Source organism: Mesorhizobium monacense (genome assembly GCF_056781675.1).
On record NZ_CM165567.1, the window covers coordinates 5,252,781 to 5,276,424 of the forward strand.

Genomic DNA, 23,644 nt, shown 5'->3' on the forward strand with positions numbered 1-23,644 from the left:
CGGCCGGTCTGCGGCGGTGGCAGATTGCGGCCGAACACCGAGTAGATAGACATGGTCTCCAAACGCCTCAGCCGCGAAGTCGGCCACCGCCGCAAGTTCCTGGCGATCATCGACGACACGCCGGAATGCGAGCGTGCCGTCGCCTACGCCTCGAAGCGGGCGCAGAGCACCAGCGGCGTGCTGGTGCTGCTCTATGTCATCGAGCCGGACGATTTCCAGCACTGGCTGGGGGTCGAGAAGATCATGCGCGAGGAGGCCAACGCCACGGCGCGCACCGCGCTCGACAGCTATGCCAATAAGGTGCGCCAGAAGCTCGGCATCGAGCCGGAGCTGGTGGTGCGCGAAGGCAAGCCGACCGAAGAAATCCACAGACTGATCGAGGATGACCAGGATATCGCCATCCTGGTGCTGGCGGCCGGCGCCGGCAAGGAAGGCCCCGGGCCGCTGGTCGGCGCGGTGGCCGGCAAGGGCGCCGCCTTCCCCATTCCCGTCACCGTGGTGCCGCAGAATCTTTCCGACGAGGAGATCGACAGCCTGGCGTGAGGTATGCTGATAATGAGGTGATGCCGGCCTTACCTGCATTTCGACACACCTCAAGGCGCTCGGCAGGAGCTGCAAAAACATTCCGCCAGCCAGCCGTTCAGGCGACGCGTTTCGCTTGAATGTCCAGCCGATAGGGCCTATTTAGAATTATTCCAAACTATTGCCCGATACGGGCATGGAGACAGCTATGTTCATCCAGACCGAATCGACGCCGAACCCGGCGACGCTGAAGTTCCTGCCCGGCAAGGAAGTGCTGCGCGAAGGCACCGCCGATTTCCGCGACGCCGACAGCGCGGCAGGAGCTTCGCCGCTGGCCGGCCGGCTGTTCGAGATCCCGGGCGTCACCGGCGTCTTCTTCGGCTATGATTTTGTCACCGTGACCAAGGACGGTCCCGACTGGCAGCATTTGAAGCCGGCGATCCTCGGCGCCATCATGGAGCACTTCATGTCGGGGGCGCCCGTCATGGTCAGGGCCGGCCCCGCCGCCGAGACCAGCCAGACCGGCGAATTCTACGACAAGGCCGACGAAGAGCTTGTCATCACCATCAAGGAACTGCTCGACACCAGGGTGCGCCCGGCGGTTGCCCAGGATGGCGGCGACATCACCTTCCGCGGCTTCGAGAACGGCACCGTGTTCCTGCACATGAAGGGCGCCTGCGCCGGCTGCCCGTCGTCGACGGCGACGCTGAAGCACGGCATCCAGAACCTGCTCCGGCATTTCGTGCCCGAGGTGCAGCAGGTCGAACAGGTCTCCTGATAATTCTACTCCGCCGGCCGCCTGACGCGGCGGAGCGAATTCTCAGCGGTTTGCCTGAGATCATGTCCCAGTTCAGACAACAAAAAACCGGGCCGAATTGCCCGGTTTTCTGTTTTTGGACGTCCATTTGTTGCCTAGACGGTCCGCGTAATAAGAGGTGTCACAGCACGATGACCTTGGCGCCGACCGAGGCGCGGTCGTAGAGGTCGATAATGTCCTGGTTCATCAGACGGATGCAGCCCGACGACATCGCCGTGCCGATCGAGTTCCATTCCGGGCTGCCATGCAGGCGGTAGCCCATGTCGCCGCCCTTGTTGAACAGATACATGGCGCGCGCGCCGAGCGGGTTTTTCAGGCCGGGGTCCATGCCACCGGCGAACTTGGCCAGCTCGGGCTGGCGCTTGATCATCTGCGAGGGCGGCGTCCAGGTCGGCCATTCGCGCTTGATCGCGATGCGGGCGGTGCCGTGCCACTCGAAGCCTTCACGGCCGACGCCGATGCCGTAGCGTATCGCGCGGCCGTCGCCCTCAACGAAGTAGAGGAACTTGTTCTGGGTATCGACGATGATGGTGCCCGGCTTTTCCTTGGTGTCGTAATCCACCTCTTGCCGGTGATACTTCGCCGGCACCTTCTCGATCGGGATGCGCGGCAATTGATAGCCCGCATCGGTGACCGCGCCGTAGTTGTTGGTGAACAGCCGCGAGCCTATGGTGCTGCAACCGCTAATGGTGGTCGACAGCGCGAGGGCAGCGACAATTGCAAACGACTTCATGCGCATGAATAGGTCCGATGCCCTGCCCAGTTGATCGCGGCACGAGTCGGCCGCTTTTTCCTTAACCATTCATGCTGGCATTTGCGTTGCTTGCCAAGCGCGCGATGCCTATATGCAGGACCTTACGTGCCGGTAAGCTCGCGACTGCGGCATTTCGGCAACAGCCGTCACAGGATTGTGAAGCAATTTCAATGGGGCAGTTCCGAGAGCTGCCGAAACCAGGGAAGACGCCATGAATGTCGGAGATGCCGCGGAGCGTTCCGGCCTGCCGGCCAAGACCATCCGCTACTATGAGGAAATCGGCCTGATCGCGCCGGCGCGCGCCGGCAATGGCTACCGCGACTATTCGGGCGACGACATCCACCGGCTGGCCTTCCTGCGCCGCGCGCGCAACCTCGGCTTTTCCATCGACGACTGCCGCCAGCTGATGGCGCTCTACCAGGACCGCAGCCGCGCCAGCCACGACGTGCGCGAGATCGCCGCCGCCCATGTCAGCGCCATCGAGGAGAAGGTGCGCGAGCTGCAGTCGATGCGCTCGACACTGCAAAAGCTGATCCACGCCTGCCACGGCGACGACCGGCCGGACTGCCCGATTTTGGACGATATGGCTGGGGCGGCTGAAGGCAATCGAGTGCCCGCGGCATAAAGCAACGGTTGCGGCATCAACGGCCGCTACCGGGCCGATGAACCAGACCGCCTAAACGACGCGGTTGATAATCTCTTTGCCAGCTTCGCGCTTGGTTGTCCGCTTGAGGAACAATTTGGCGTGTTCCGCCCAATCGGCTGCTGAGACATCATGCTCACGAACCGACTTGCTGAACACCTCGCGGAGAGCATCGAGATCGAAGGCCGAGAGCCTCTCGCCTTTTGATGCTGCCCTGTCCACCGCCATGCCTACCCCTGAAGCAATCGGAAAAGTATATATTCTTATATGATCCGCGCTCGTGGGCCTTCAAGGCTGAAAAGCGGCCTGGCCTGACTTCTTTTGGGTGTAATTGCCCGTTTGCGTGACCGCCATCCAATCTTGGCCGGGTCCGTCAATACGATCTCCGCCTGCACAAGAGCATCGTCGGCCCGCCGATATCGCCTGGCTGCGATCACCCGCTCCAGGTTTTGCATGAGGCGCTGTTGAAGACGGCGAAGCACATCACGGGGCGCGATGCAGCCTTCATTCGATGGCACGGGACAGGGCCGGTGCAGCAACGTCTTGAACAAAAATAAGCCCCGCCTTCTTTGGATGAAGCTGGCGGGGCGGAGGAAAAGTAGGCTACGCCCTATCAAGTACCCACGAATTGTTACGCTGATGTGACAGGTGGACCGCGGCTCATTCAACGGTCCGGGACACGGCCGGCGAGGCCGCCTGCGGCAAGGTAGCGCCTAGCGCTTCGATGGCCCCTTGTAGAGATACCAGAGCGGCAACGCCACGAGAGAGAGCAGAATTGGAGACGCTAGTCGAAAATCATAGCCTCACGATTCGAAAGGGTCGTGGGGCTTTGTTTTTACCAGGTCCTGTAGCGGCCATGCCCCTACGGCTGGGTAGCGCTGGCTCGCCTTACGTCTTTGTGCCTAGCGACCTTAAGCCTTCGGTCTCATTTTAGAGATTGCTAATCCGCTATAAAATGCGTTTCAGAGCTGGGCTACTAGTCTCGCAGGGCCGGTGCAGTTGGGGTCTTGGCTAGGGCGCTGCACCGGTCTTTTCACACTTGCAAGGACGACTGAAAATCACCACCTAAAGCTTGATAGCGAACAAGTTGGAAACGTCGGTTCAAGTCCGACGGCCCCGACCAATCGGGGTTTCGTCTAGGGATTAGGACGCCACACTTGATAAACGCCGCTCCCTTCCGGTCGAGCGGCGTTTTCGTATTCTTCTATAAGCGAACGAACGCTACCCGCCATTGTTCCTGCGGTCGGCTGGCCTGCCTCTGCGGTCCGATCCTGGCAAGATATTGTCGCCTAGGAGACGGTCTTCGGACGATAGTTTGGGCGGTATGAAAGGACCGGTAGCGCCGATCTCGCCTAGCCAATCCTCGTAGCCAGTGTTCATTTTGGACGTCAGTTCATCGGGCTGATGTATCCCGGACTGGAATAGGCTCATGAGGCGCCGGCCGAAATGTTCCCATGCCGGATGGCCTTCGGGAAATTCCTGCCTCTGTACAATAGTCGTTAAGAACCTTTGCCAGCGTTGCGAGTTGCTCGGAGTCGAGATGATCGTCGAATGACATCGCTTTATCCCTTGTGGGGCGAAAGCGTGATCGACTCTTCCAAGCGCCAGGCGCCCGTTCAAATTGGCCAGCGACGATCCTTTCTGTACGCTTTAGTCAGGGATTAGCGAGTCAAATCGGTCCCGGCCTGCCCTGATTATATTCCTAGTCACTTTGGGTCTGTCAACCGAATAATCGCCCCAAGAGGGCGATTGTATGGTTGACAAACCCAATGTAAAATAGGAATATAATCAGGACAGGCCGGCAGGAAACAAAATGGCCGACGCAGCCGCCGGAGAGACAATCTAAGCCGCGTCGGCCACGTCTAGCGGCCAGACGGTCGGGGGTTTGGGGTGCTTTGGGTTAACCGCCGGACCTAACCGGCAAGGCAAGCCGGCTGGCGAGGTTATAGGGCCGTCAATCAGCGCTGCCACTTGGCAAAACGTGGGTGCTCTTCAGTCATCAAATCGGATGACACTAACGATACCCAAGCCGTAGGCAACGACCGGTGCAGTGGGGGGGTATCACTTCGGGGGTACCGCACCGGCCATTGCGGGTGGTGGCAACCATTCTCCCGCACCGCCTAAGCTATAGGCATATTAGAAATCGCTCAATTGAGACGGAGGGCCTAAATCCATCGGGGCTAAAGACGGCATGACGCTACCCAGCCGTAGGGGAATGGCTAACGCTTGGTCTCCTCGCGCTTCCGGCGCACCAGTTCTTTTATCTGTTCCTGGGTCAGCTTCGGCGCGTGGGCGATCTTGTTGACAACAGCTTCAAAGGCGGCGTCGGACTGATCGGTTTTCAGTTCTCGCGCGGCTTCGCGGAATTTTTCAATCTGAGGCTTCTTGTCGGGCATGGTCGTAACCCTAGACGGAATCGAGCAAAATTGCTATGTAAGGGCACGAGGGCGCCGGTGCTATGGACACACCGTCGCCCTCGCTATCTACCCCTTGTGGAAGGGGGCAGGGTGAACCGCCGCTAGGCGGCTACCGGTATTCTCCGGGTCATGAACCACATGACGCATCCTCCTTTCTCTCCGTTGGGCGCATTGCGCGGTCCCCTGCGAAAGTTCGCGCGCTTTGCATTGAAGCTCTTGAAAGCCGTCTGGCGAGTGTCAGACGGCTTCATTGTTTCTTGGCCATCGCCATGAATTGCTCGAACCCCTTGAACCAATCGGCCTTGATGTTGTCGGGCCATGTCGGGTCGAAGGATGGGAACTTACTCAATAGCTGCTGGCGAAAATCGTCATGCACGACTGGCGGGTCGTTTTGCTCGCGCGTCTTCCCATTCAGATCTGACTTTTCATCGACCTTGGCCGATGCCGGCTTCGCAGTCTTTGGCCTTTTGAGGCCATTACCCGAGCGCGGCTTTTTGTTTTTCATGATGAACATGCTGACGGGGATTTGCGCCTCACGCGCCGCGTTCAAAAAGAACGTCAGGGCCTTTCGCAGCGTATCGCCCTCGCATGGGTATGCCCCACGGAACGTCTCTGTGAACTGATTTGGAGATGCCGTTTGTAGGTTCAACGAAAACACAGGCCCATAGGCCCGCTTGAGTTGTGCTGTCAGTTCGGGAACCCATTCCTCGGTTCCGATGGCGTTGACAGCACGCTCTAGATATTCGGTCGGCTTCCCGGCCGGGTCGATCTGCCCCAGGAATTTCAACGTCGCCAGAAGCTGGGTGCCGACAATACCGGAGAAATTGCCCAACACACTACGGTCAATGCGGCTCGGCAAAACGTGCTCTTTGAAGCCGCTCAACATACCGCGATAGCTCGGCCAACCCACGTAGGGTGGGGTCTGTGGCTTGGTGGTATTCTCGTTTGCCTGCGCTTCCATATCAAAACTCCGTAAACGGAATGCGGGCATAGGTATACTTTTAGACATGCCAAATAGCAAGGCGGGCAAAAATCGCCTCGCCAAGAAAGCTATTTACAGTCCGGCCATCAAGCTGAAACCCTCGCGCAGAAAGGAGTTCAGCCATGGAAAAGAGCCTTGTTATCGTGCGGGATTTTCGAGGCGAACCGCTGCGCCGGGTAGCGTGGCGAACCGAATCGGGACTGATTCTTGTGTCGTCCGAGCGCGCCTTGGCGGCAACCGAATCGAGTGAATTACCCGCAATCGGTTGCCCTGACACCGACGTTTTCGTTTATGAGGCCAAAACTTTTGACCAGATGGAAAAGGAATGGAAGCAGAACAACCGGGTATGCGATGACTTGTGGGCCAGGGTGACGCCCTACTGATGGCGCCGCCGCTTCGCCCTTGTCTGTCCGCGAGCATACCGCCAGAGCGGCAACTCTAGCTGCACCGGCTTTCGGAAGTGCGTCCGCTTCTCGTCAAGCAGGTCTTTGATAGCGAAGGCGCTTGCCGGCTGCACCCTTGAGCGCGATGAAAGCGCGGGTGCCGTCATCGACACCAAGGGCGATGCGGTTGCTGTAACGGAAGTCGAATTCGGCGAGATACCGGTGCAGATGGTGTTCGGCGCAATGCTGATAGACGCCCTTCATGCCACGCTTGAAGATGCTGTAGAAGCCTTCGACGGTGTTGGTGTGGATGGTCTTTTCGCCTTCGTAGCGAACATACTCGTCCTTGGAATGCGTCACGACATCGTGCGAGGCGAATTCCTGGCCCGCGCGGCGATACATGCCAGCCTCGTCCGTCATCAAGGCGCTTTCCTTGGCGATGTTGGCGCGAACGATCGGCATGACGGTGCCAATGCGGGCGGTATCGACATGGAAGGAACGGGCGATGCCGCCGCGCTCGACAAGCGTTACCACGGTGTTCTTGTGCGCGCCGCCGCCCGGCTTAACCGGAGTGCCAGCCAGACGGCCAATATACGTCTCGTCCACTTCGACGGTCTTGCCATTGCCGCCCATCGGGGCAAGCGAGCCAGAGGCCATTGCAAGGCGAATACGATGGCATAGGAACCAAGCGGCCTCATAGGTGCATTCGAGTATGCGGTGCATCTGGTGAGCGCTGATGCCCTTCTTAGGGGCGCACATAAGATGGATGGCCTGTAGCCACTTGGCCAGCGGCAAATGGCTTTCCTCAAAAATGGATCCCATACGGACGGTGAACTGCGAACGGCAGGCGCTGCACTTGTACAGGCCGTGACGCTCGACGCCGTTGGGGTTCTTTTTCGACGGCTTGGTGCGAACGCCCTTCAACGCATAGTGGCGATCAACGGAACCGCACTTCGGGCAAACGGGACCGTTCGGCCACAGGATGGACTCGACATGCTCGAAAGCCTTGGCTTCGTCATGGAATTCGGGGCGGGACAGAACGGACATAGCGATAACTCCTTGGAATCGTTATCGGCTATCCACTTGGGTTTGTCAACCGGATAATCACCCCCAAGAAGCGGGTTCAAACCGTGAACAAAATCTGGCATGGTGCTCGTCATGCCCATCATTTCACCGATTCCCCTCAACCCCCTGATAGACGGTCGCCAGTCGGAGCGCGCCATGCTGGTGCGGCGTGGGGTGCAGCGGTTGTTGATGGACATGGGCGCGCATGTGCTGCCTGAACTGTCCTTGGCCACCGGCCGCCGCGCCGATCTCGTCGCGCTGACCCGCCAGGGCGATATCTGGATCATCGAGATCAAATCCTCGATCGAGGATTTCCGGGTCGACCGCAAATGGCCCGACTACCGGCTGCATTCCGACCGCTTCTTCTTCGCCACCCATCCCGGTGTGCCCCAGGAGATCTTCCCCGAGGAATGCGGGTTCATCCTTTCCGACGGCTACGGCGCCGAGATCCTGCGCGATGCGCCGGAGCACCGTATGGCGGCGGCGACGCGCAAGGCGCTGATGCTTCGGATCGCCCGCGCCGGCGCCTCGCGGCTGCTGGCGGCGGAACTCGCCGGTGTCTCGGTGCCGGCGCTCGAGGGCGAGAGCGAATAGGTTCGCCGCAGGCGCGACAGGTCCAGCGCGCCGCCGTCTGTCGCCCGCGCCCGACCACGGCTTTGCCCGAGCTTACCGATCCCCAAGAAGATCTTTGACCTCGCACCGATGATTTCCGCCTGCCTGCGCTGTCCTGATCAACAGGCACGCTCGGATGGTCCGGCGGCCGGAAAGAGAGGTGATCCATGGGATCGTTGGAAGGTCAGAATGTCGTCGTCATCGGAGGCAGCCGAGGTGTCGGCCGCTCGATCGTGGAAGCAGCACTTGGCGAAGGGGCGATCGTACTTGCCGTTGCCCGCAGCGCGGCCGACCTGAAAGAACTCTCCTGGGAGGCATCAGGCGTGAAGACGCTTGCGGTCGACGCGACGGAGGAGACCGCGCCCGACGCGGTTTTCGGCGCGCTGGCGCCGGATGTGCTGGTGATCTCAGCCGGCGCTCTCGCGCCGTCCGTCCCCATCCAGGAGCAGAGCTGGGAGGTCTTCTCTGCCAACTGGGACATGGACGTCAAGGCGTCGTTCCTGTTCTGCAAGGCAGCGCTCCAGGGCCGGCTCAAGCCGGGGAGCCGGGTGGTGCTGATCTCCAGTGGTGCTGCCTTCAGCGGCGGGCCGCCGAACTCAGGCGGCTATTCCGGCGCAAAACGCATGCAGATGTTCCTGGCCGGTCACAGCCAGAAGGAAGCGGACCGGCTCGGCCTCGGCCTGCGCTTCATGGCACTTGCGCCGGCGCGCATCATGCCGGGCACCGGCGTTGGTGACCGCGGTATCGCCAGCATTTCGGCCTATATGGGCATCCGCCCGGCGGACTTCCTCGCCAGCTTGACCGACATGCAGACGCCGGCCGACGTCGCTCGCGCGGTGGTCGCGCTCGCCACCGGCAAACCGCAAGGCAGCTCCTTCACGGTGAGCGGCAGCGGACTTGCGGCGGCGGCATGAGGCGAGCAGGATGCCGGCCAACTTCAGCACCGCAGGCTCCGTATGACAGACGCTTCTGGCCCTGTTGAGCCCTTGGGCCGACCAGGCCAGCCGATCCTCGATCGGCTGGCCTTCGAGCGCCTGACAGTGGTCCACCGCCGCGAGCTCAAGCTCCACTGCTACCGGATGATGGGCTCACTGCATGAGGCCGATGACCTTGTCCAGGACACCTTCCTCAAGGCTTGGCGCGCACGGTCGCAATTCGACGGCCGAGGCTCGGTTCGCGGCTGGCTCTACACGATCGCCACCAACAGCTGCCTCAACGCCATCAAGGCGAGGTCGAGTGTGCATCGCATTCTGCTTGAACCCGAACGGCCGCCCTCCGATGGGCGGGCAACCGGCGGGCCCGCCGCCGAGCTCACCTGGCTGGAGCCTTATCCGGACGCGGAGCTTCCGGATCTGGTCGACGACAAACCGGGTCCGGACGCGCGCTACGAGGCCCGTGAAGCGGTGCAACTCGCTTTCGTCGCGGCGATCCAGCTTCTGCCGCCCAGGCAGCGGGCCGCCCTTTTGCTTTGCGACGTGCTTGGCTGGTCAGCGGTCGAGACGGCGCACTTGCTGGGCGGTTCGACTGCTTCTATCAACAGCGCCCTGCAGCGGGCCCGCGCAACGCTTGGCCAGCGCTATCCTCGGGGGCGTCCCCTGCAGCGATCGCAACCCAACCCGCAAGAGGGGCTGCTGCTCGAACGCTACATGCAGGCCTGGCAAGCGGACAACCTCGACGGCCTCATCGACTTGCTGCGCGAGGACGCCACCTACCACATGCCGCCATGGCGGGAGTGGTACCGAGGGCGAGAGGCGATCCGGGCTTTTTTGGGGACCGTCTGGGGCAATTTTGCCGGCTATCGCGCGGTGGCCACCGGGGCCAATGGCCAGCCCGCGGTCGCGGTCTACGCGCGCAGCCATCAAGACCTTGCGTGGCTGCCCCATTCTCTGCATGTCATCGAGCCCGCCGACGGGAAGATCGCCTCGTTGACGATCTATGTGCCGCCGCTCGGTCCCTCATTGTTTGCGGGCTTCCGTCTACCGCCAACCTAGTCCTCGTCCGCCCCATCGGCTTCGCCAGCAGGTGCCATCATCAGCACCGCCGCGCCAAGCAGCGCGGCGATCAGCGAGCCGGCGAGGATGCCAACCTTGACCGCATCCTGCAGCGCCACGTCGCTGGCGAAGGCGAGCAGGCCGATGAACAGGCTCATGGTGAAACCGATGCCGCAAAGCAGCGAGATGCCGACCAGGTGCAGCCAGCCGGCATTTACCGGCAGGTCGGCGAAGCCCAGCCGGATGGCCAGCGCCGAGGAGCCGAAGACGCCGACCAGCTTGCCGGCGACGAGGCCGGCGGCCACGCCCAGCGTCAGCGGTTCGACCAACGCGGCGAGGCTGACGCCGGCGAGCGACACGCCGGCATTGGCAAAGCCGAAGATCGGGATGACGAAGAAGGGCACTATTCTGTGCAGGCCGTGCTCAAGCCGGTGCAGCGGCGAATGCTCGAGGTCGTGGCTGATCCCGGGAGAGCGCTCGAGAGGAATGGTCAGCGCCAGCGCCACACCGGCAAGCGTGGCGTGCACCCCCGACTTCAATACCAGCACCCACAAGACGATGCCGAGCACGAGGTAGGGCAGGAGCGTCAGCACCCGCATGCGGTTGAGCACGACGAGCACGGCGATGACCGCGAAGGCAGCACCCAGATAGGCGAATGACAGGCCGCTTGTGTAGAACAGCGCGATGATGATGACGGCGCCGAGATCGTCGATGATGGCCAAAGCTGTGAGGAATATCTTCAGCGAGGCCGGCACGCGGTTGCCGAGCAGCGAGAGCACGCCGAGCGCAAAGGCGATGTCGGTGGCGGTCGGGATGGCCCAGCCCGACAAGGCCGCCGTGTTGTCGCGGTTGATGGCGACATAGACCAGCGCCGGCACCACCATGCCGCCGGCCGCGGCAATGCCGGGCAGCACGCGGCGCGGCCAGGTCGAGAGCTGGCCGTCCAGCATCTCGCGCTTGATCTCCAGGCCGACGAGCAGGAAGAACACCGCCATCAGCCCGTCATTGATCCAGTGCGAGACGCTGAGCGGCCCGAGATAGGCGTGGAGGGTGGAGAAATAGGTTTCGGCCAAGGGCGAGTTGGCGACGATGAGGGCAAGTGCCGCGGCGGCCATCAGGATGATGCCGCCGGCCGCCTCGCCATCGAGGAATTCGCGAAAGATGGAAACCGGCCGCTCGTCGTCCCGCATGTCGCCTCCGTCACGCTGCCTGTCGGCCGGAATCATTTTGGCAGGATGATGCGCAAGCCCCGACCAGGAGGCAAGCAGCCCGCAAGTCAGCCTGTGGTCAGCGCGGGGCGCGCTTGGCCAGGATGCGCTGCAGCGTGCGGCGATGCATGTTGAGCCGGCGCGCGGTCTCCGAAACATTGCGGTCGCACATTTCGTAGACGCGCTGGATGTGCTCCCAGCGCACGCGGTCGGCCGACATCGGATTTTCCGGCGGTGCGGCGCGTTCGCCCGAGGTGCGGGTCAGCGCGGCAAAGATGTCGTCGGCGTCGGCCGGCTTCGACAGATAGTCGATGGCGCCGAGCTTCACCGCCGTCACCGCGGTGGCGATGTTGCCGTAACCGGTGAGGATGACGGCGCGGGCGTCGTCGCGCTTCTCGCGGATGGCGGCGACGACGTCGAGGCCATTGCCGTCGCCGAGCCGCATGTCGACCACCGCATAGGCCGGCGGATGGGCGCGCGCCCTGGCGACAGCCTCCTCGACGCTGTCGGCCGTCTCGACCACGAAGCCCCGGGTTTCCATGGCGCGGGCAAGCCGCGTCAGGAACGGCTTGTCGTCATCGACGATCAGCAGCGAGGTGTCCTCGCCTTCAACCATTGCGCCAGTCGTTTCGTCTCCGCTCATCGCTTCCAGAAATCCTGCTGCCTTGGTTTTACGCAGATACAGTTCCGCAGCACTATTGTCCAATTTTTAGCGCCTGCACCGGGCTTGATAGGGGCCACGATGCAGGTTTCAGGCGGTGTCGAACATGCTCGACGACGATTCGGGATTGAGGAAGACGCTGCGCGGCCATGAAATCTGCACCACGGCGCCCTCGCCCAGCCCGCTCGAATTGCGGAAATCGAGCGTGGCGCCCGAGCGTTCGAGCAAGGTCTTGGCGATGAACAGGCCAAGGCCCAGGCCGCCGCCGGCCTCGGTGCCCTGGCGCGTCGACATGTAGGGCTCGCCGATGCGGTCGATGATCTCAGGCGGGAAGCCCGGCCCGTCGTCGATGATCGAGAAGGAGACATGGTCGTCGTCCCAGTTCCAGCGCACGGTCACCGTCTTGCGGGCGAAGTCGACGGCGTTCTCGACCAGATTGCCGAGGCCGTAGATGACGCCCGGGTTGCGCCGCCCGACCGGTTCGGCGCCGATGCGCTCGCCTGGGCGGAGCTTGATCGAGATGCCGAAATCGCGGTGCGGCGCCGTCACCTCCTCGACCAGCGAGGTCAGCGGCAGGCGCGACAGATGCGCCTCGCCTTCGGAGGACAGGCTGGTGAGCCGTTTCAGGATCTCGCGGCAGCGCTCGCTCTGCGAGCGCAGCAGCGTCACGTCCTCGCGGTATTTCGGGTCGTCGCCAAGCACCTTCTCCATCTCCTTGGCGACAAGCGCGATGGTGGCGAGCGGCGTGCCCAGTTCATGCGCGGCGGCGGCGGCAAGGCCATCCAGGGCGGAAAGGTGCTGCTCGCGCTGCAGCACCAGTTCGGTGGCGGCGAGCGCGTTGGCGAGCAGGCGCGCTTCCTCGGCGACGCGGAAGGCGTAGATGGCGGTGAAGGCGATGGACGAGAACACCGCCATCCAGATGCCGGCGACATAGATGAAAGGCATCTCCAGCGGCGCGTCTTCATGCCAGGGCAGAGGCTGGTGGAAGAAGACCAGCAAGGTGGCCGCCGCCATGACCAGCACGCCGAGCACCGCGGTGAGGCGCAGCGGCAGCGACGCCGCCGAGATGACGACGGGCACGGTCATCAGCACCGAGAACGGGTTGGTGAGGCCGCCGGTCATGTAGAGCAGGCCGGCAAGCTGCAGGCTGTCGAAGGTCAGGATGACAAAGGCCGACAGCGGGGTGAGCCGGTGCGCCGCCGGATACCGGAAGGTCAGCCACAAATTCATCCAGGCCGAGCAGGCAATCAGCGCGAAGCACATGCTGACGGGCAGCGGGAATTTCAGCCCGTAGGCGACGAGAAGCACCGTCAGGCTCTGGCCGACGATGGCCAGCCAGCGCAGCCTGATCAGCGTGTTGAGGCGCAGCCGCTGGCTCTGCTGGAAATCGGGCGCGTTGAGGATCTTTATCATGGCCAAGGATTATAGCCGGGAAAGCAGAAACGGTAGACTGCGACGTCGCAATTTCCAGACCATCACGTCCCGCGCGGCTTGGCGCGGTTGGTGGCGGCGGCGAGCAGCGGGTTCTCCGGCCAGACATGGCGGGGGTAGCGGCCGCGCATGTCGGTGCGCACATCGGCCCAGGAGCCGCGCCAGAAACCGGGCAGGTCGCGCGTCGTCTGGATCGGTCGGTGCGCCGGCGACAGCAGTTCGAGCGTCAGCGGCACGCTGCCGTTGGCGATCGCCGGATGCCGGTCGAGGCCGAACAATTCCTGCACACGGATCGCCAGCACCGGCCATTCGCCGTCATAGCGGATCGGCACGTGGCTGCCCGAGGGCGCATCGAAATGGGTCGGCGCCAGCGCGTCGATCCGGCGCTGCAGATCATGCGGCACCAGCGCCATCAGGCCGGCCGAAAGCGTGCCTGGATCGATCGCGGCGAAGGACGCCTTGCCGCCGAGGAACGGCAGAAGCCAGTCGTCGAGGCGGTCGATCAATGCTGCGTCGGACATGTCGGGCCAGGGCGCGCCGAGGCCGCGATGCAGCCAGCCGAGCCGCTGGCGCAGGGTCTCGGCCTCCTTGCCCCAGTCCAGCAGCGACAGGCCAAGCTCGCGCAAGGCATCGAGGATCGCCTGATCCGCGTCGGCGCCCGATGGCGCCGGCAGCATGCGCTCGGAAAGCGTGATGGCGCCGAGCCTGGCGGTCTCGCGCACGCGCACGGCGCGCCGGTCGCGGTCGAAGCTCGTCTCCCGGCGGGTCTCGATCCCGTCGGCGAGTGCCGCACGGAGATCGGCCTCGTCGACTGGAGCCGCGGCGCTGATGCGGGCGTTCTGCGCCTTGCCCTGCAGATCGGCAACGATCAGCCAGGTCTCGCCCGCCAGCGGGTCAGCGGTGTCGAGCATGGCGCCCGAGCCGTTGGCCAGCACGAAACGGCCGCGCTCGCCGCGTGCCTTGGCGACACGATCCGGCCAGGCGTGGATGAGGAGCGCGCCGGCGGAGGCCAGCTCATTGCTTCTCCTGCCGCCGGCCTGTCTCGCCAGCCGCTCGGCAAGCTGCCGCGCCGCGACGGCGCGCGGCGACTTCTCTGTGCGAAACCGCATCAGCCGGCGCTCGAGGTCGGCGCCGTCGCCGCCAAGGCCGCGCTCGGTGAGCAGCACGGCGAGCATCGCCGCTTCGAAGGCGTGACCGCTCCCTGCCGCTTCGGCGACCATGTGGGCGAGCCGCACCGGCAGTGCCAGCTTGCGCATCGCGACGCCCGCTTCCGTCAGCCGCCCGGCCCCGTCGATGGCGTGCAGCGCGCTGAGCAGCGCCCTCGCCTCGTTGAGCGCCGGCGCCGGCGGCATATCGAGGAAGGAGAGGCTCGTGGGATCGGCGACACCGAAGGCGGCGCAATCGAGCAACAGGCCGGACAGATCCGCCTCGAGGATTTCCGGCGGCGTGAAGGCGGGAAGGGCCGCCGTCTGCTCGGCCCGCCACAGCCGGACGGCGACGCCGGCTTGCGTGCGCCCGGCGCGGCCGGCGCGCTGTTCGGCCGAGGCGCGGCTGACCCGCACCGTCTCCAGCCGCGTCAGGCCGCTGGCCGGTTCGTAGCGCGGCAAGCGCGACAGGCCGGAGTCGATGACGACGCGCACGCCGTCGATGGTAATCGAGGTTTCGGCGATCGATGTCGCCAGCACCACCTTGCGGCGACCCGAGGGCGACGGCTTGATGGCGGCATCCTGCGCCCTGTTGTCGAGCATGCCATAGAGCGGCACGATATCGGTGTCGGCGCCGATCCGGTCGTGCAGCCGCTCGGCGGTCCGCTCGATCTCGCGCTGGCCGGGCAGAAAGGCGAGCACGCTGCCGCTCTCCTCGGCGAGTGCGGCGCGGATCGCCTTGGCCATCGCGTCCTCGATCGGGACACCGGCCGGCCGCTCGTCGTAACGGATGTCGATGGGAAAGGCGCGGCCCTCGCTTTCGATCACCGGAGCTTCGGACAGCAATCTGGCGACGCGCGCGCCGTCGAGCGTCGCCGACATCACCAGCAGGCGCAGGTCCGGCCGCAGCGCGCCCTGCACGTCGAGCGCCAGCGCCAGGCCGAAATCGCCGTCGAGCGAGCGCTCGTGGAACTCGTCGAAGAGAACCGCCGCGACGCCGGGCAATTCCGGATCGTCGAGGATCATGCGCGACAACACGCCTTCAGTGACGACGAGGATTTTCGTCCGGGCCGATGTCCGGTTCTCCATGCGCATGGCGTAGCCGACCGTGCCGCCGGGCTCCTCGCCGATCAGCTCGGCCATGCGGCGGGCGGCGGCGCGGGCGGCGAGCCGGCGCGGCTCGAGCAGGACGATCTTGCCTGCGCCAAGCCATGGCGCGTCGAGCAGCGCCAGGGGCACCAGCGTCGTCTTGCCGGCGCCGGGCGGCGCCACCAGCACGGCGCAGTTGCGCTTTTCGAGCGCCTCGCCGAGCGCCGGCAGCACGGCGGAGACGGGGAGCTCCGGCAGGGGTTTGATGTTCATCGCGCCCGCATATCAGCGGCTGTGGTCAGCGTGCAACCGGGTCATTCCGGCCGGCTCAAAGCCGAGTCCGAGAAAACGGGTTCCAGCGCACCGTCCCCAGCCGCACCTCCTCGCGCACCATGGTCAGCAGGCCGGAGCCACCGACGACGGCGAGGCCGACCAGCGACAGGGCATCCGGGTATTCCCGGAAGAACAATGCGCCGAGGATCACCGCCCAGACGATCTGCGAATAATGCGTCGGCGCGATGCGGTTGGCGGGAGCGTATTTGACCGCGAGCAGCTGCAGCAGCTGTCCGCAGGAGGTGAAGGCACCCGATATGACAAACCATACAAGCTGCCTGGCGTCGGGCAGCGTGAACGAGGTGGCGGCAGCACCCATGCCGTTGAAGACCAGGCCGTAGCCGATCAGCACGCCGAGCATGGTCGTGCGCTTTTCCTGCTGCGCCAGCGAGCGCATCAGGATGACGCTGGCGGCGGCGAGGAAAGCGACGCCAAAGGCAGCAAGGTGGCCGAGATGCAGCTCGCGAAAACCCGGCCGCACGACCAGCATGACGCCGGCAAAACCGGCGACCACGGCAAGCCAGCGCCAGGGGCCGACCTTCTCCTTGAGGATGACGGTGGAAAGGATGGTGACGCAGAGCGGCGCCAGGAAGATCAGCGCATAGGCTTCGGCCAGCGGGATGGTGGTGAAGGCATAGACGCTGAGCACGCCCGACGCGATGCCGGCCCAGGCGCGGGCCTGCACCGCCCAGGGCCGCCTGGTGCGCCAGAAGTCACGCCAGCGTTCGCCGTTCGGCCGGGTGAAGAGCAGGAAACAGCCGGAAAACAGCGTCGAGAAAAAGCCGATCTCGAAGACGGTGAACTGCCCGCCCAGGCTTTTGACAACGGCGTCGTTGCACGAATAGCTTGCATAGGCGATCAGGGCGAGCAGGATACCGTTCGGCACGTTGTTCCATTTCCGGGGAGAGTAGAGTGAGGGTACTGGCGCTCGGCGCGCATCCGGACGACATCGAGATATTCATGTTCGGTACGATGGCCGCCTATGCCACGCAAGGCGCAGAACTGACTTTCGCCATAGCCACGGACGGCGCCAAGGGCGGCCGCGGCGATCCGGCATCGCTTGCCCGCGTGCGCCGGGAGGAGGCGACTGCGGCGGCGGGGTTGCTCGGCGTTGCGCCGCGCTTCCTCGACTTTCCCGACGGGGCGCTCGTCGCCGACGCCGCCCTGATCACGGCGCTTAAGGCGCTGATCGGCGAGGTGAAGCCCGATCTAATCATCACCCATGCGCCGAACGACTATCACGGCGAACACCGCGCGCTTTCGGACGGGGTACGAATCGCCGCGTCTTTCACCGTGCCGGTGCTGCATGCCGACACGCTTGGCGGCACCGGCTTTTCGCCGACGCATTATGTCGACATTTCCGCGCACACCGACATCAAGGCCCAGGCGATCCGGGCGCATCGCTCGCAGGATCCCGAGCGCTTCGTCGATGCGGCGCGCGTGCAGAACGCTTTTCGCGCCGGCCAGTGCAATGGCGCGCCGGGTGCACTGGCCGAAGCGTTCCGCTTCGAGCCGGTGTTCCCCTTCGCCGACATCCGCGCCCTGCTGCCGCCGGGCCGGCGATCCGGCCGGTGACGGTCAGCGCGAAGACGGTCACGTAAGCCGGCTGCCGGCACGCAGAGCGCTCTGACGGCCACGCTCCTCCAAAAATTTCTTAGCCAGCTCAAGGCCTTCGCAAACCATGTTGCAATGCAGCAACGAATTCGCTTGCGTTGTTTAGTAAAAATTGCATCACTAAACAAATTACTAAACATTCGCCGCGCCATCGCGCCGCCATGTTTGGGCCCCGGAGGAGGGGTTAGCGGGCTCTTGAAACCGTCATCCGGACGCGTTTCGCAAATGGGAGGAAGGCATGAAATCGACCTTGAAACTGACGTTGGGTCTGGCCTCGGCGATGCTTGCGTCGACAGCCGTCTCGAATGTCGCGCATGCGGAAGACCTGACGCTTTGCTGGGCAGCCTGGGACCCGGCCAACGCACTCGTGGAACTGTCCAAGGACTTCACCAAGGAAACCGGCATCGGCATGAAGTTCGAGTTCGTGCCGTGGACCAACTACGCCGACCGCTTCCTCAACGAGCTCAATTCGAAGGGCAAGCTGTGCGACCTGATCATCGGCGACAGCCAGTGGATCGGCGGCGCGGCCGAGAACGGCCACTACGTCAAGCTGAACGACTTCTTCGACAAGGAGAAGATCAGCATGGACGACTTCGTGCCGGCGACCGTGGTCGGCTATTCGGAATGGCCGAAGAATTCGCCGAACTACTGGGCGCTGCCGGCCATGGGCGACGTCGTCGGCTGGACCTACCGCAAGGACTGGTTCTCCAAGCCGGAACTGCAGAAGGAGTTCAAGGAAAAGTATGGCTGGGATCTCGCCGCTCCGACGACCTTCGACCAGCTGAAGCAGATCGCCGAGTTCTTCCAGAAGCGTGAAATCGACGGCAAGACGGTGTACGGCGCCTCAATCTATACCGAGCGCGGCTCGGAAGGCATCACCATGGGCGCCATGGATGTGCTCTACAGTTTCGGCTTCAAATACGAGAACCCCGAAAAGCCCTACGAGATGGACGGCTTCGTCAACTCCGAGAAATCGGTGAAGGGGCTGGAGTTCTACAAGGCGCTCTATGACTGCTGCACGCCGCCCGGCGCTTCCAACAGCTACATGGGCGAAGGCGTCGACGCCTTCAAATCCGGGCAGGTGGCGATGCACATGAACTTCGCCTTCACTTGGCCCGGCTTGCAGAAGGACGAGAATGTCGGTGGCGACAAGATCGGCTACTTCGCCAATCCCAAAGGTCCCGACGGCGACCAGTTCGCCCAGCTCGGCGGCCAGGGCATCTCGGTTGTCTCCTATTCCGACAAGCAGGAATCGGCGTTGAAATACATCAAGTGGTTCGCCAACAAGGACGTGCAGGCCAAGTGGTGGTCGCTTGGCGGCTTTTCCTGCCTCAACGCGGTCGTGAAAGACCCGAACTTCCCGGCCAGCCAGCCCTATGCGCAGACCTTCCTCGACTCGATGGCCATCGTGAAGGACTTCTGGGCCGAGCCGAGCTACGCGCCGCTGCTGCAGGCCTCGCAGAAGCGCTTCCACGACTATGTCGTCGCCGGCCAGGGTTCGGCCAAGGACGCGCTTGACGGCCTGGTCAAGGACTGGACGCAGGTCTTCCAGGACGACGGCAAGATGTGAACGGCTCCTCCCGAGCTCGACCCGAGCGTCCCGTGCCGCCCTTGGCACGGGACGCAGTTCAGATAAATTCCATTGTCGAGACTTAAAGTGACCGAAGCAGGACTCACCATGCTCAATCGGACTGCGGACAGCGTTGCCCGGGCCACGCCTGAGCCGTTGGCCCGCCGAGTCCGGGGCATCAGCGACAAAGGCCTCGCCTGGCTGTTCATCTCGCCGACGATCCTGTTGCTGCTCGCCATCAACATCTTCCCGCTGTTCTGGGCGATCTACCTGTCCTTCACCAACTACCGGGCCAACCGCCCGAATGAGGTGGTGAAGAATCTCGGTCTCGCCAATTACAGGCGCATTCTCGGCGACCAGGACATCTGGATCGCCATGCAGACGACGGCGCATTTCGTGTTCTGGACCATCCTTTTGCAGACGCTGATCGGCTTTACACTGGCCTGGCTGATCGACCGCAAATTCCGCGGCCATGCCTTCTGGACGACGATCATCCTGGTGCCGATGATGCTGTCGCCGGCGGTGGTCGGCAATTTCTGGCGCTTCCTCTACGAGCCGCAGATCGGCCTGTTCGCCTACGCCATCTCGTTCGTGTCGGGCATTCCGCCGACGGACATCCAGATGCTGTCCAATGTCTCGCTGGCGCCATGGTCGATCATCATCGTCGACACCTGGATGTGGACGCCCTACGTGATGCTGATCTGCCTCGCCGGCCTGCGTTCGATTCCCGAATACATCTATGAGGCGGCCGAGGTCGACCGCGCCTCCAACTGGCGGCAGTTCTGGTCGATCACGCTGCCGATGGCGCTGCCCTTTATCATGCTGGCGGTGCTGTTTCGCGGCATCGAGAACTTCAAAATGTTCGACATGGTCAATCTCTTGACCGGCGGCGGTCCGGGCTCGACCACCGAGGTCGCTTCGATCACGCTGAAGCGGCAGGCCTTCGAAAGCTGGCGCACCGGCTATTCCTCGGCCTTCGCCATCATCCTGTTCGTCGCCGTGTTCGGGCTGGCCAACATCTACGTCAAGGCGCTGAACAAGGTGAAGCAGAGATGAGCCTGACCACAGCCCATTCCGTCGTCGCACCTTCGGCAAACGCGAAGCTCATCGCCGGCACGATCATCGTCGCCTATGCGCTGATCTCGATCGTGCCGCTGCTGTGGATCTTCGCCACCAGCTTCAAGACGCCGCCGGATTCGATCGCCTATCCGCCGAAGGTCGTGTTCCAGCCGAGCATCGAAGGCTATTGCAACCTGTTCACGACCCGCACCAGGCAGACGCCGGAATACATCAATTCGCTCGGACCGGCGACCGGCTTCTGCGACGAGACTGTGCGCAAGCGCAACATGGTGATCGCCGGCCCGTCGAACTTCCTGCCGCGCTTCGTCAATTCGCTGATCATCGCCTTCGGCTCGACCTTCTGCGCGGTGTTCCTCGGCACGCTGTCGGCCTACGGCTTCTCGCGCTTCAAGGTGCCTTTGGCCGACGACCTTTTGTTCTTCATCCTGTCGACGCGCATGATGCCGCCGATCGCGGTCGCGATCCCGATCTATCTGATGTACCGCGAGCTCGGCCTCTCCGACACCGCACTCGGCATGATCCTGCTCTACACGGCGGTCAACGTGTCGCTCGCGGTGTGGCTGCTGAAAGGCTTCATCGACGAGATCCCGCGCGAATATGAGGAAGCGGCGATGATCGACGGCTATACGCGGCTGCAGGCCTTCTGGCGCACGGTGCTGCCGCAGGCGACAACCGGCATCGCGGCGACCGCCATCTTCTGCCTGATCTTTGCCTGGAACGAGTATGCGTTCGCAGCGCTCTTGACCTCCGGCACGGCGCAGACCGCACCGCCCTTCATCCCGACCATCATCGGCGAAGGGGGCCAGGACTGGCCGGCGGTGGCCGCCGGCACGACGATCTTCCTGGTGCCGATCCTGGTCTTCACCATCCTGCTTCGCAAGCAATTGCTGCGCGGCATCACCTTCGGCGCGGTGCGCAAATGAGCCTGACCCAACCGACGAAACGCAAATCCCGCTGGCCTGCCTGGGCCCGGCGCGGACTGATGGAAAACATCGCCACGGCGATCATCGCCATCGGCTTCCTGATGCTGTTCCAACCCTTCGCGCTGTCGCTCTACACCTATTCCTTCATCACCATGCTTTTCGGCACGGCGATGTTCATAGTCGTCTCGAAGTTCCCGGAGTAGACGATGGCCGAAATCCGCGTCCAGAATTTGAGGAAAGCCTTCGGCGATTTCGTCGCCGTGCAGGATTCCAGCTTCGTCGTCGAGGATGGCGAGTTCTTCGTCATGCTCGGGCCGTCGGGCTGCGGCAAGACGACGACCTTGCGCATGATCGCCGGGCTGGAATTGCCGACCGGCGGCAACATCCTGCTTGGTGGCGAGGACGTCACCATGCGACGCGCCCGCGAGCGCGACATCGCTTTCGTCTTCCAGCTGTTCGCGCTCTATCCGCACATGAATGTGCGCAAGAACATCGGCTTTCCGCTGCTGGCGCAGGGAATGCCTTCCGCTGAAATCCGCACCAGGGTCGAAGAGACGGCGAAGCTGCTGCGCATCGACCATTTGCTCAACAAATCCGTCTCCGGCCTTGCCGGCGGCGACCGCCAGCGCGTCGCGCTCGGCCGCGCCATCGTGCGCCGGCCAAAGTGCTTCCTCATGGACGAGCCGCTGGGGACCCTTGATACTGAATTCCGCGATTTGATGGTCCATGAACTGCGCGAGCTGCACAACCGCATCCATGCCACCACGGTCTATGTCACCCACGACCAGATGGAAGCCATGTCGATGGCCGACAAGATCGCGGTGATGAACCATGGCGTCATCGAGCAGTTCGGCACGCCGCGTGAAATCTACGATCGTCCCGCAACCATGTTCGTCGCCGATTTCATCGGTTCGCCGCCGATGAATTTTTTGGCATTTGACGGCGGACTGGCAAGGGGCGCGAAGGAGATCGTCGTGCAAGGCGCCAAGGTGGCGGTGCCGGAGGTGCGCGAGGATGTCGCGCCCGCCGACATGGCGCTCGGCATCCGTCCCGAACACATCCGCTTCGACGATGGCTCGAAGCTGCGCGGCGCCATCTACGGCACCGAATATCTCGGCACCACGCAGATCGTCGCGGTGGAGACCGCGGACGGCATCATCAAGGCACGGGTGCCGGCCGAAATCCGGCTCGCCGCGGGCGACCATGTCGGCCTTTCGCTGAACAGCGCGCGGCTGTCGCTGTTCGACAAAGGGTCAGGGCGCGCGGTCAGAACCGCGATCCATGACTCGGCCTCCCAGGGGAGAGCGCAGCATGGCTGACGTGCACATCAGAAACGTGAGCAAGAGCTTCGGCGAGCAGCTTGCCGTGAGCGGTCTCGACCTGCACATCGCCGACGGTGAATTCGTCGTGCTGCTCGGGCCGACCGGCGCCGGCAAGACGACGACGCTGCGGCTGATCGCCGGGCTGGAACGGCCGGATGCCGGCACGATCTACATCGGCGGCCATAATGCCACGGCGCTGTCGCCGGCCGAGCGCGACACCGCCTTCGTCTTCCAGCAATATTCGCTCTATCCGCATCTGTCGGTCTACGACAACCTTGCCTTCCCGCTGCGTTCGCCGGCGCGAAAGATGCCGGAGGATCAGATCCGCCGCCGCGTCGAGGACGTGGCCAGGATGGTGCGCATCCACCACAAGCTCTCCAACCGGTCGACGAAACTCTCGGGCGGCGAGATGCAGCGCGTCGCCATCGGCCGGGCGCTGGTGCGCAAGCCGGCAATCTATCTGATGGACGAGCCGCTATCGTCGCTCGACGCCAAGCTGCGCGGCGATCTCCGGCTCGAGCTGAAGCGCATCCAGGCCGAGCTCGGCGCCACCATGCTCTACGTCACCCACGACCAGATCGAGGCTATGACCATGGCCGACCGCATCGGCATCCTCGCCGATGGCGTTCTGGTGCAGATCGGCACGCCGCGCACGATCTATTCGGAGCCGGCAAACCTTCATGTCGCGGCACGGCTTGGCCAGCCGGCGATCAATCTGTTGCCGGCGGGGCTGCTGCCGGATGGCGGCGCCCCGGCCGGAACCAAGACCATCGGTGCTCGCACCGAGCATCTTTCGATCGACAAGGCGGCGAATGGCCATGCCGACGGCGTCGTCGACTGGGTCGAGCATCTGGGCGACCAGAACCATCTGCATGTGACGGTCGGGGCCAAAAGACTGGTGACGTTGACCGACCCCGACACGTCTCTCGAAAAGGGCGACAAGGTCACGATCCGCTACCGGGCGCCGCTTTATTTCGGTGCGGACGGGCAGAGGCTGATGTGAGCGGTTCGAAGTGTTTCCATCCGGAACCTTGCAACGCCGGATTTCTGATTGACTGACGCGGCACGGGACGGGACGAATT

23 protein-coding genes and 2 pseudogenes are annotated in these 23,644 nt (G+C 63.6%); 15 read left to right on the forward strand and 10 right to left on the reverse strand.

All coding sequences use genetic code 11. The annotated features are described in order from the left end of the window. The first annotated feature begins 51 nt into the window (after nt 1–51). Nucleotides 52–543 (forward strand): universal stress protein, encoded by a 492-nt coding sequence (locus AC1RUK_RS25130; protein ID WP_481838493.1) that lies wholly within the window; start codon nt 52–54, stop codon nt 541–543. A gap of 187 nt (nt 544–730) precedes the next feature. Continuing rightward, a complete protein-coding gene (locus tag AC1RUK_RS25135; protein WP_481838492.1) occupies nt 731–1,300 on the forward strand; it encodes a NifU family protein in 570 nt (189 codons plus the stop codon). Between the two features lie 160 nt (nt 1,301–1,460). On the opposite strand, the gene AC1RUK_RS25140 is transcribed toward AC1RUK_RS25135, so the two are convergent. Further along, nucleotides 1,461–2,078 carry a L,D-transpeptidase gene (locus AC1RUK_RS25140; RefSeq protein ID WP_481838491.1) on the reverse strand — a complete coding sequence of 206 codons (618 nt, stop codon included), beginning with the start codon at nt 2,076–2,078 and terminating at the stop codon, nt 1,461–1,463. Between the two features lie 226 nt (nt 2,079–2,304). Here AC1RUK_RS25140 and cueR point away from each other — a divergent pair, with 226 nt between their 5' ends. Then, nucleotides 2,305–2,718 (forward strand): Cu(I)-responsive transcriptional regulator, encoded by a 414-nt coding sequence (gene cueR, locus AC1RUK_RS25145; protein ID WP_481838490.1) that lies wholly within the window; start codon nt 2,305–2,307, stop codon nt 2,716–2,718. A 51-nt stretch (nt 2,719–2,769) separates the two neighbouring features. Here the strand turns inward: cueR and AC1RUK_RS25150 are convergent, their stop codons facing one another. Next, a complete protein-coding gene (locus tag AC1RUK_RS25150; RefSeq protein ID WP_481838489.1) occupies nt 2,770–2,964 on the reverse strand; it encodes a hypothetical protein in 195 nt (64 codons plus the stop codon). A gap of 772 nt (nt 2,965–3,736) precedes the next feature. On the opposite strand from AC1RUK_RS25150, the pseudogene AC1RUK_RS25155 reads away from it, so the two are divergent. Beyond that, nucleotides 3,737–3,859 (forward strand): annotated as a pseudogene (locus AC1RUK_RS25155). Between the two features lie 1,096 nt (nt 3,860–4,955). Here the strand turns inward: AC1RUK_RS25155 and AC1RUK_RS25160 are convergent. Together AC1RUK_RS25160 and AC1RUK_RS25165 are read right to left on the reverse strand one after the other, a co-directional pair. Further along, the gene (locus tag AC1RUK_RS25160) at nt 4,956–5,132 is read right to left on the reverse strand and encodes a hypothetical protein (protein ID WP_481838488.1); all 177 of its coding nucleotides are present in this window, start codon (nt 5,130–5,132) and stop codon (nt 4,956–4,958) included. A 268-nt stretch (nt 5,133–5,400) separates the two neighbouring features. Further along, on the reverse strand, nt 5,401–6,114 hold the full coding sequence (locus AC1RUK_RS25165; RefSeq protein WP_481838487.1) for a hypothetical protein: 714 nt from the start codon (nt 6,112–6,114) through the stop codon (nt 5,401–5,403). A gap of 143 nt (nt 6,115–6,257) precedes the next feature. Here AC1RUK_RS25165 and AC1RUK_RS25170 point away from each other — a divergent pair, with 143 nt between their 5' ends. After that, complete coding sequence (locus tag AC1RUK_RS25170) at nt 6,258–6,518, forward strand: hypothetical protein (protein ID WP_481838486.1); 261 nt, start codon at nt 6,258–6,260, stop codon at nt 6,516–6,518. Nucleotides 6,519–6,611: 93 nt separating this feature from the next. On the opposite strand, the gene AC1RUK_RS25175 is transcribed toward AC1RUK_RS25170, so the two are convergent. Beyond that, nucleotides 6,612–7,565, reverse strand: a complete 954-nt coding sequence (locus AC1RUK_RS25175) for an IS1595 family transposase (protein ID WP_481838485.1) — start codon at nt 7,563–7,565, stop codon at nt 6,612–6,614. A 111-nt stretch (nt 7,566–7,676) separates the two neighbouring features. On the opposite strand from AC1RUK_RS25175, the gene AC1RUK_RS25180 reads away from it, so the two are divergent. The 3 genes from AC1RUK_RS25180 (at nt 7,677) to AC1RUK_RS25190 (ending at nt 10,186) form a co-directional block, all read left to right on the forward strand. Further along, nucleotides 7,677–8,177, forward strand: a complete 501-nt coding sequence (locus AC1RUK_RS25180) for an MmcB family DNA repair protein (protein WP_481838484.1) — start codon at nt 7,677–7,679, stop codon at nt 8,175–8,177. Nucleotides 8,178–8,362: 185 nt separating this feature from the next. Then, a complete protein-coding gene (locus AC1RUK_RS25185; RefSeq protein ID WP_481838483.1) occupies nt 8,363–9,109 on the forward strand; it encodes an SDR family NAD(P)-dependent oxidoreductase in 747 nt (248 codons plus the stop codon). A 126-nt stretch (nt 9,110–9,235) separates the two neighbouring features. Then, complete coding sequence (locus AC1RUK_RS25190; protein WP_481840130.1) at nt 9,236–10,186, forward strand: RNA polymerase subunit sigma-70; 951 nt, start codon at nt 9,236–9,238, stop codon at nt 10,184–10,186. Here AC1RUK_RS25190 and nhaA read toward each other — a convergent pair. The 5 genes from nhaA to AC1RUK_RS25215 form a co-directional block, all read right to left on the reverse strand. Continuing rightward, nucleotides 10,183–11,376, reverse strand: coding sequence for a Na+/H+ antiporter NhaA (gene nhaA / locus AC1RUK_RS25195; RefSeq protein ID WP_481838481.1), 1,194 nt, complete (start codon nt 11,374–11,376; stop codon nt 10,183–10,185). The genes AC1RUK_RS25190 and nhaA overlap by 4 nt on opposite strands. 97 nt (nt 11,377–11,473) lie before the next feature. Next, nucleotides 11,474–12,037: an ActR/PrrA/RegA family redox response regulator transcription factor gene (locus tag AC1RUK_RS25200; RefSeq protein WP_436170523.1), complete on the reverse strand. Its 564-nt coding sequence runs from the start codon at nt 12,035–12,037 to the stop codon at nt 11,474–11,476. Nucleotides 12,038–12,145: 108 nt separating this feature from the next. Continuing rightward, a complete protein-coding gene (locus tag AC1RUK_RS25205; protein WP_481839400.1) occupies nt 12,146–13,468 on the reverse strand; it encodes an ActS/PrrB/RegB family redox-sensitive histidine kinase in 1,323 nt (440 codons plus the stop codon). Nucleotides 13,469–13,530: 62 nt separating this feature from the next. Then, the gene (gene hrpB, locus AC1RUK_RS25210) at nt 13,531–15,993 is read right to left on the reverse strand and encodes an ATP-dependent helicase HrpB (RefSeq protein ID WP_481838480.1); all 2,463 of its coding nucleotides are present in this window, start codon (nt 15,991–15,993) and stop codon (nt 13,531–13,533) included. Nucleotides 15,994–16,048: 55 nt separating this feature from the next. Beyond that, nucleotides 16,049–16,939, reverse strand: coding sequence for a DMT family transporter (locus tag AC1RUK_RS25215; RefSeq protein ID WP_481838479.1), 891 nt, complete (start codon nt 16,937–16,939; stop codon nt 16,049–16,051). 26 nt (nt 16,940–16,965) lie between these two features. Here AC1RUK_RS25215 and AC1RUK_RS25220 point away from each other — a divergent pair. The 7 genes and pseudogenes from AC1RUK_RS25220 (at nt 16,966) to AC1RUK_RS25250 (ending at nt 23,565) form a co-directional block, all read left to right on the forward strand. Continuing rightward, nucleotides 16,966–17,654, forward strand: a pseudogene (locus AC1RUK_RS25220) (PIG-L deacetylase family protein). A 251-nt stretch (nt 17,655–17,905) separates the two neighbouring features. Then, nucleotides 17,906–19,237, forward strand: coding sequence for an ABC transporter substrate-binding protein (locus AC1RUK_RS25225; RefSeq protein WP_481838478.1), 1,332 nt, complete (start codon nt 17,906–17,908; stop codon nt 19,235–19,237). 108 nt (nt 19,238–19,345) lie between these two features. After that, nucleotides 19,346–20,293: a carbohydrate ABC transporter permease gene (locus tag AC1RUK_RS25230; protein WP_481839399.1), complete on the forward strand. Its 948-nt coding sequence runs from the start codon at nt 19,346–19,348 to the stop codon at nt 20,291–20,293. Further along, the gene (locus AC1RUK_RS25235; protein ID WP_120012003.1) at nt 20,290–21,240 is read left to right on the forward strand and encodes a carbohydrate ABC transporter permease; all 951 of its coding nucleotides are present in this window, start codon (nt 20,290–20,292) and stop codon (nt 21,238–21,240) included. Before AC1RUK_RS25230 ends, AC1RUK_RS25235 begins: the two co-directional genes overlap by 4 nt. Then, nucleotides 21,237–21,443 (forward strand): hypothetical protein, encoded by a 207-nt coding sequence (locus tag AC1RUK_RS25240; RefSeq protein WP_436170518.1) that lies wholly within the window; start codon nt 21,237–21,239, stop codon nt 21,441–21,443. The genes AC1RUK_RS25235 and AC1RUK_RS25240 overlap by 4 nt, the downstream gene beginning before the upstream one ends. A 3-nt stretch (nt 21,444–21,446) precedes the next feature. Beyond that, nucleotides 21,447–22,559, forward strand: coding sequence for an ABC transporter ATP-binding protein (locus AC1RUK_RS25245; RefSeq protein WP_481838477.1), 1,113 nt, complete (start codon nt 21,447–21,449; stop codon nt 22,557–22,559). Continuing rightward, entirely contained in the window at nt 22,552–23,565 is a 1,014-nt protein-coding gene (locus AC1RUK_RS25250; protein WP_481838476.1) for an ABC transporter ATP-binding protein, read from the forward strand. Before AC1RUK_RS25245 ends, AC1RUK_RS25250 begins: the two co-directional genes overlap by 8 nt. Nucleotides 23,566–23,644: the final 79 nt, after the last annotated feature.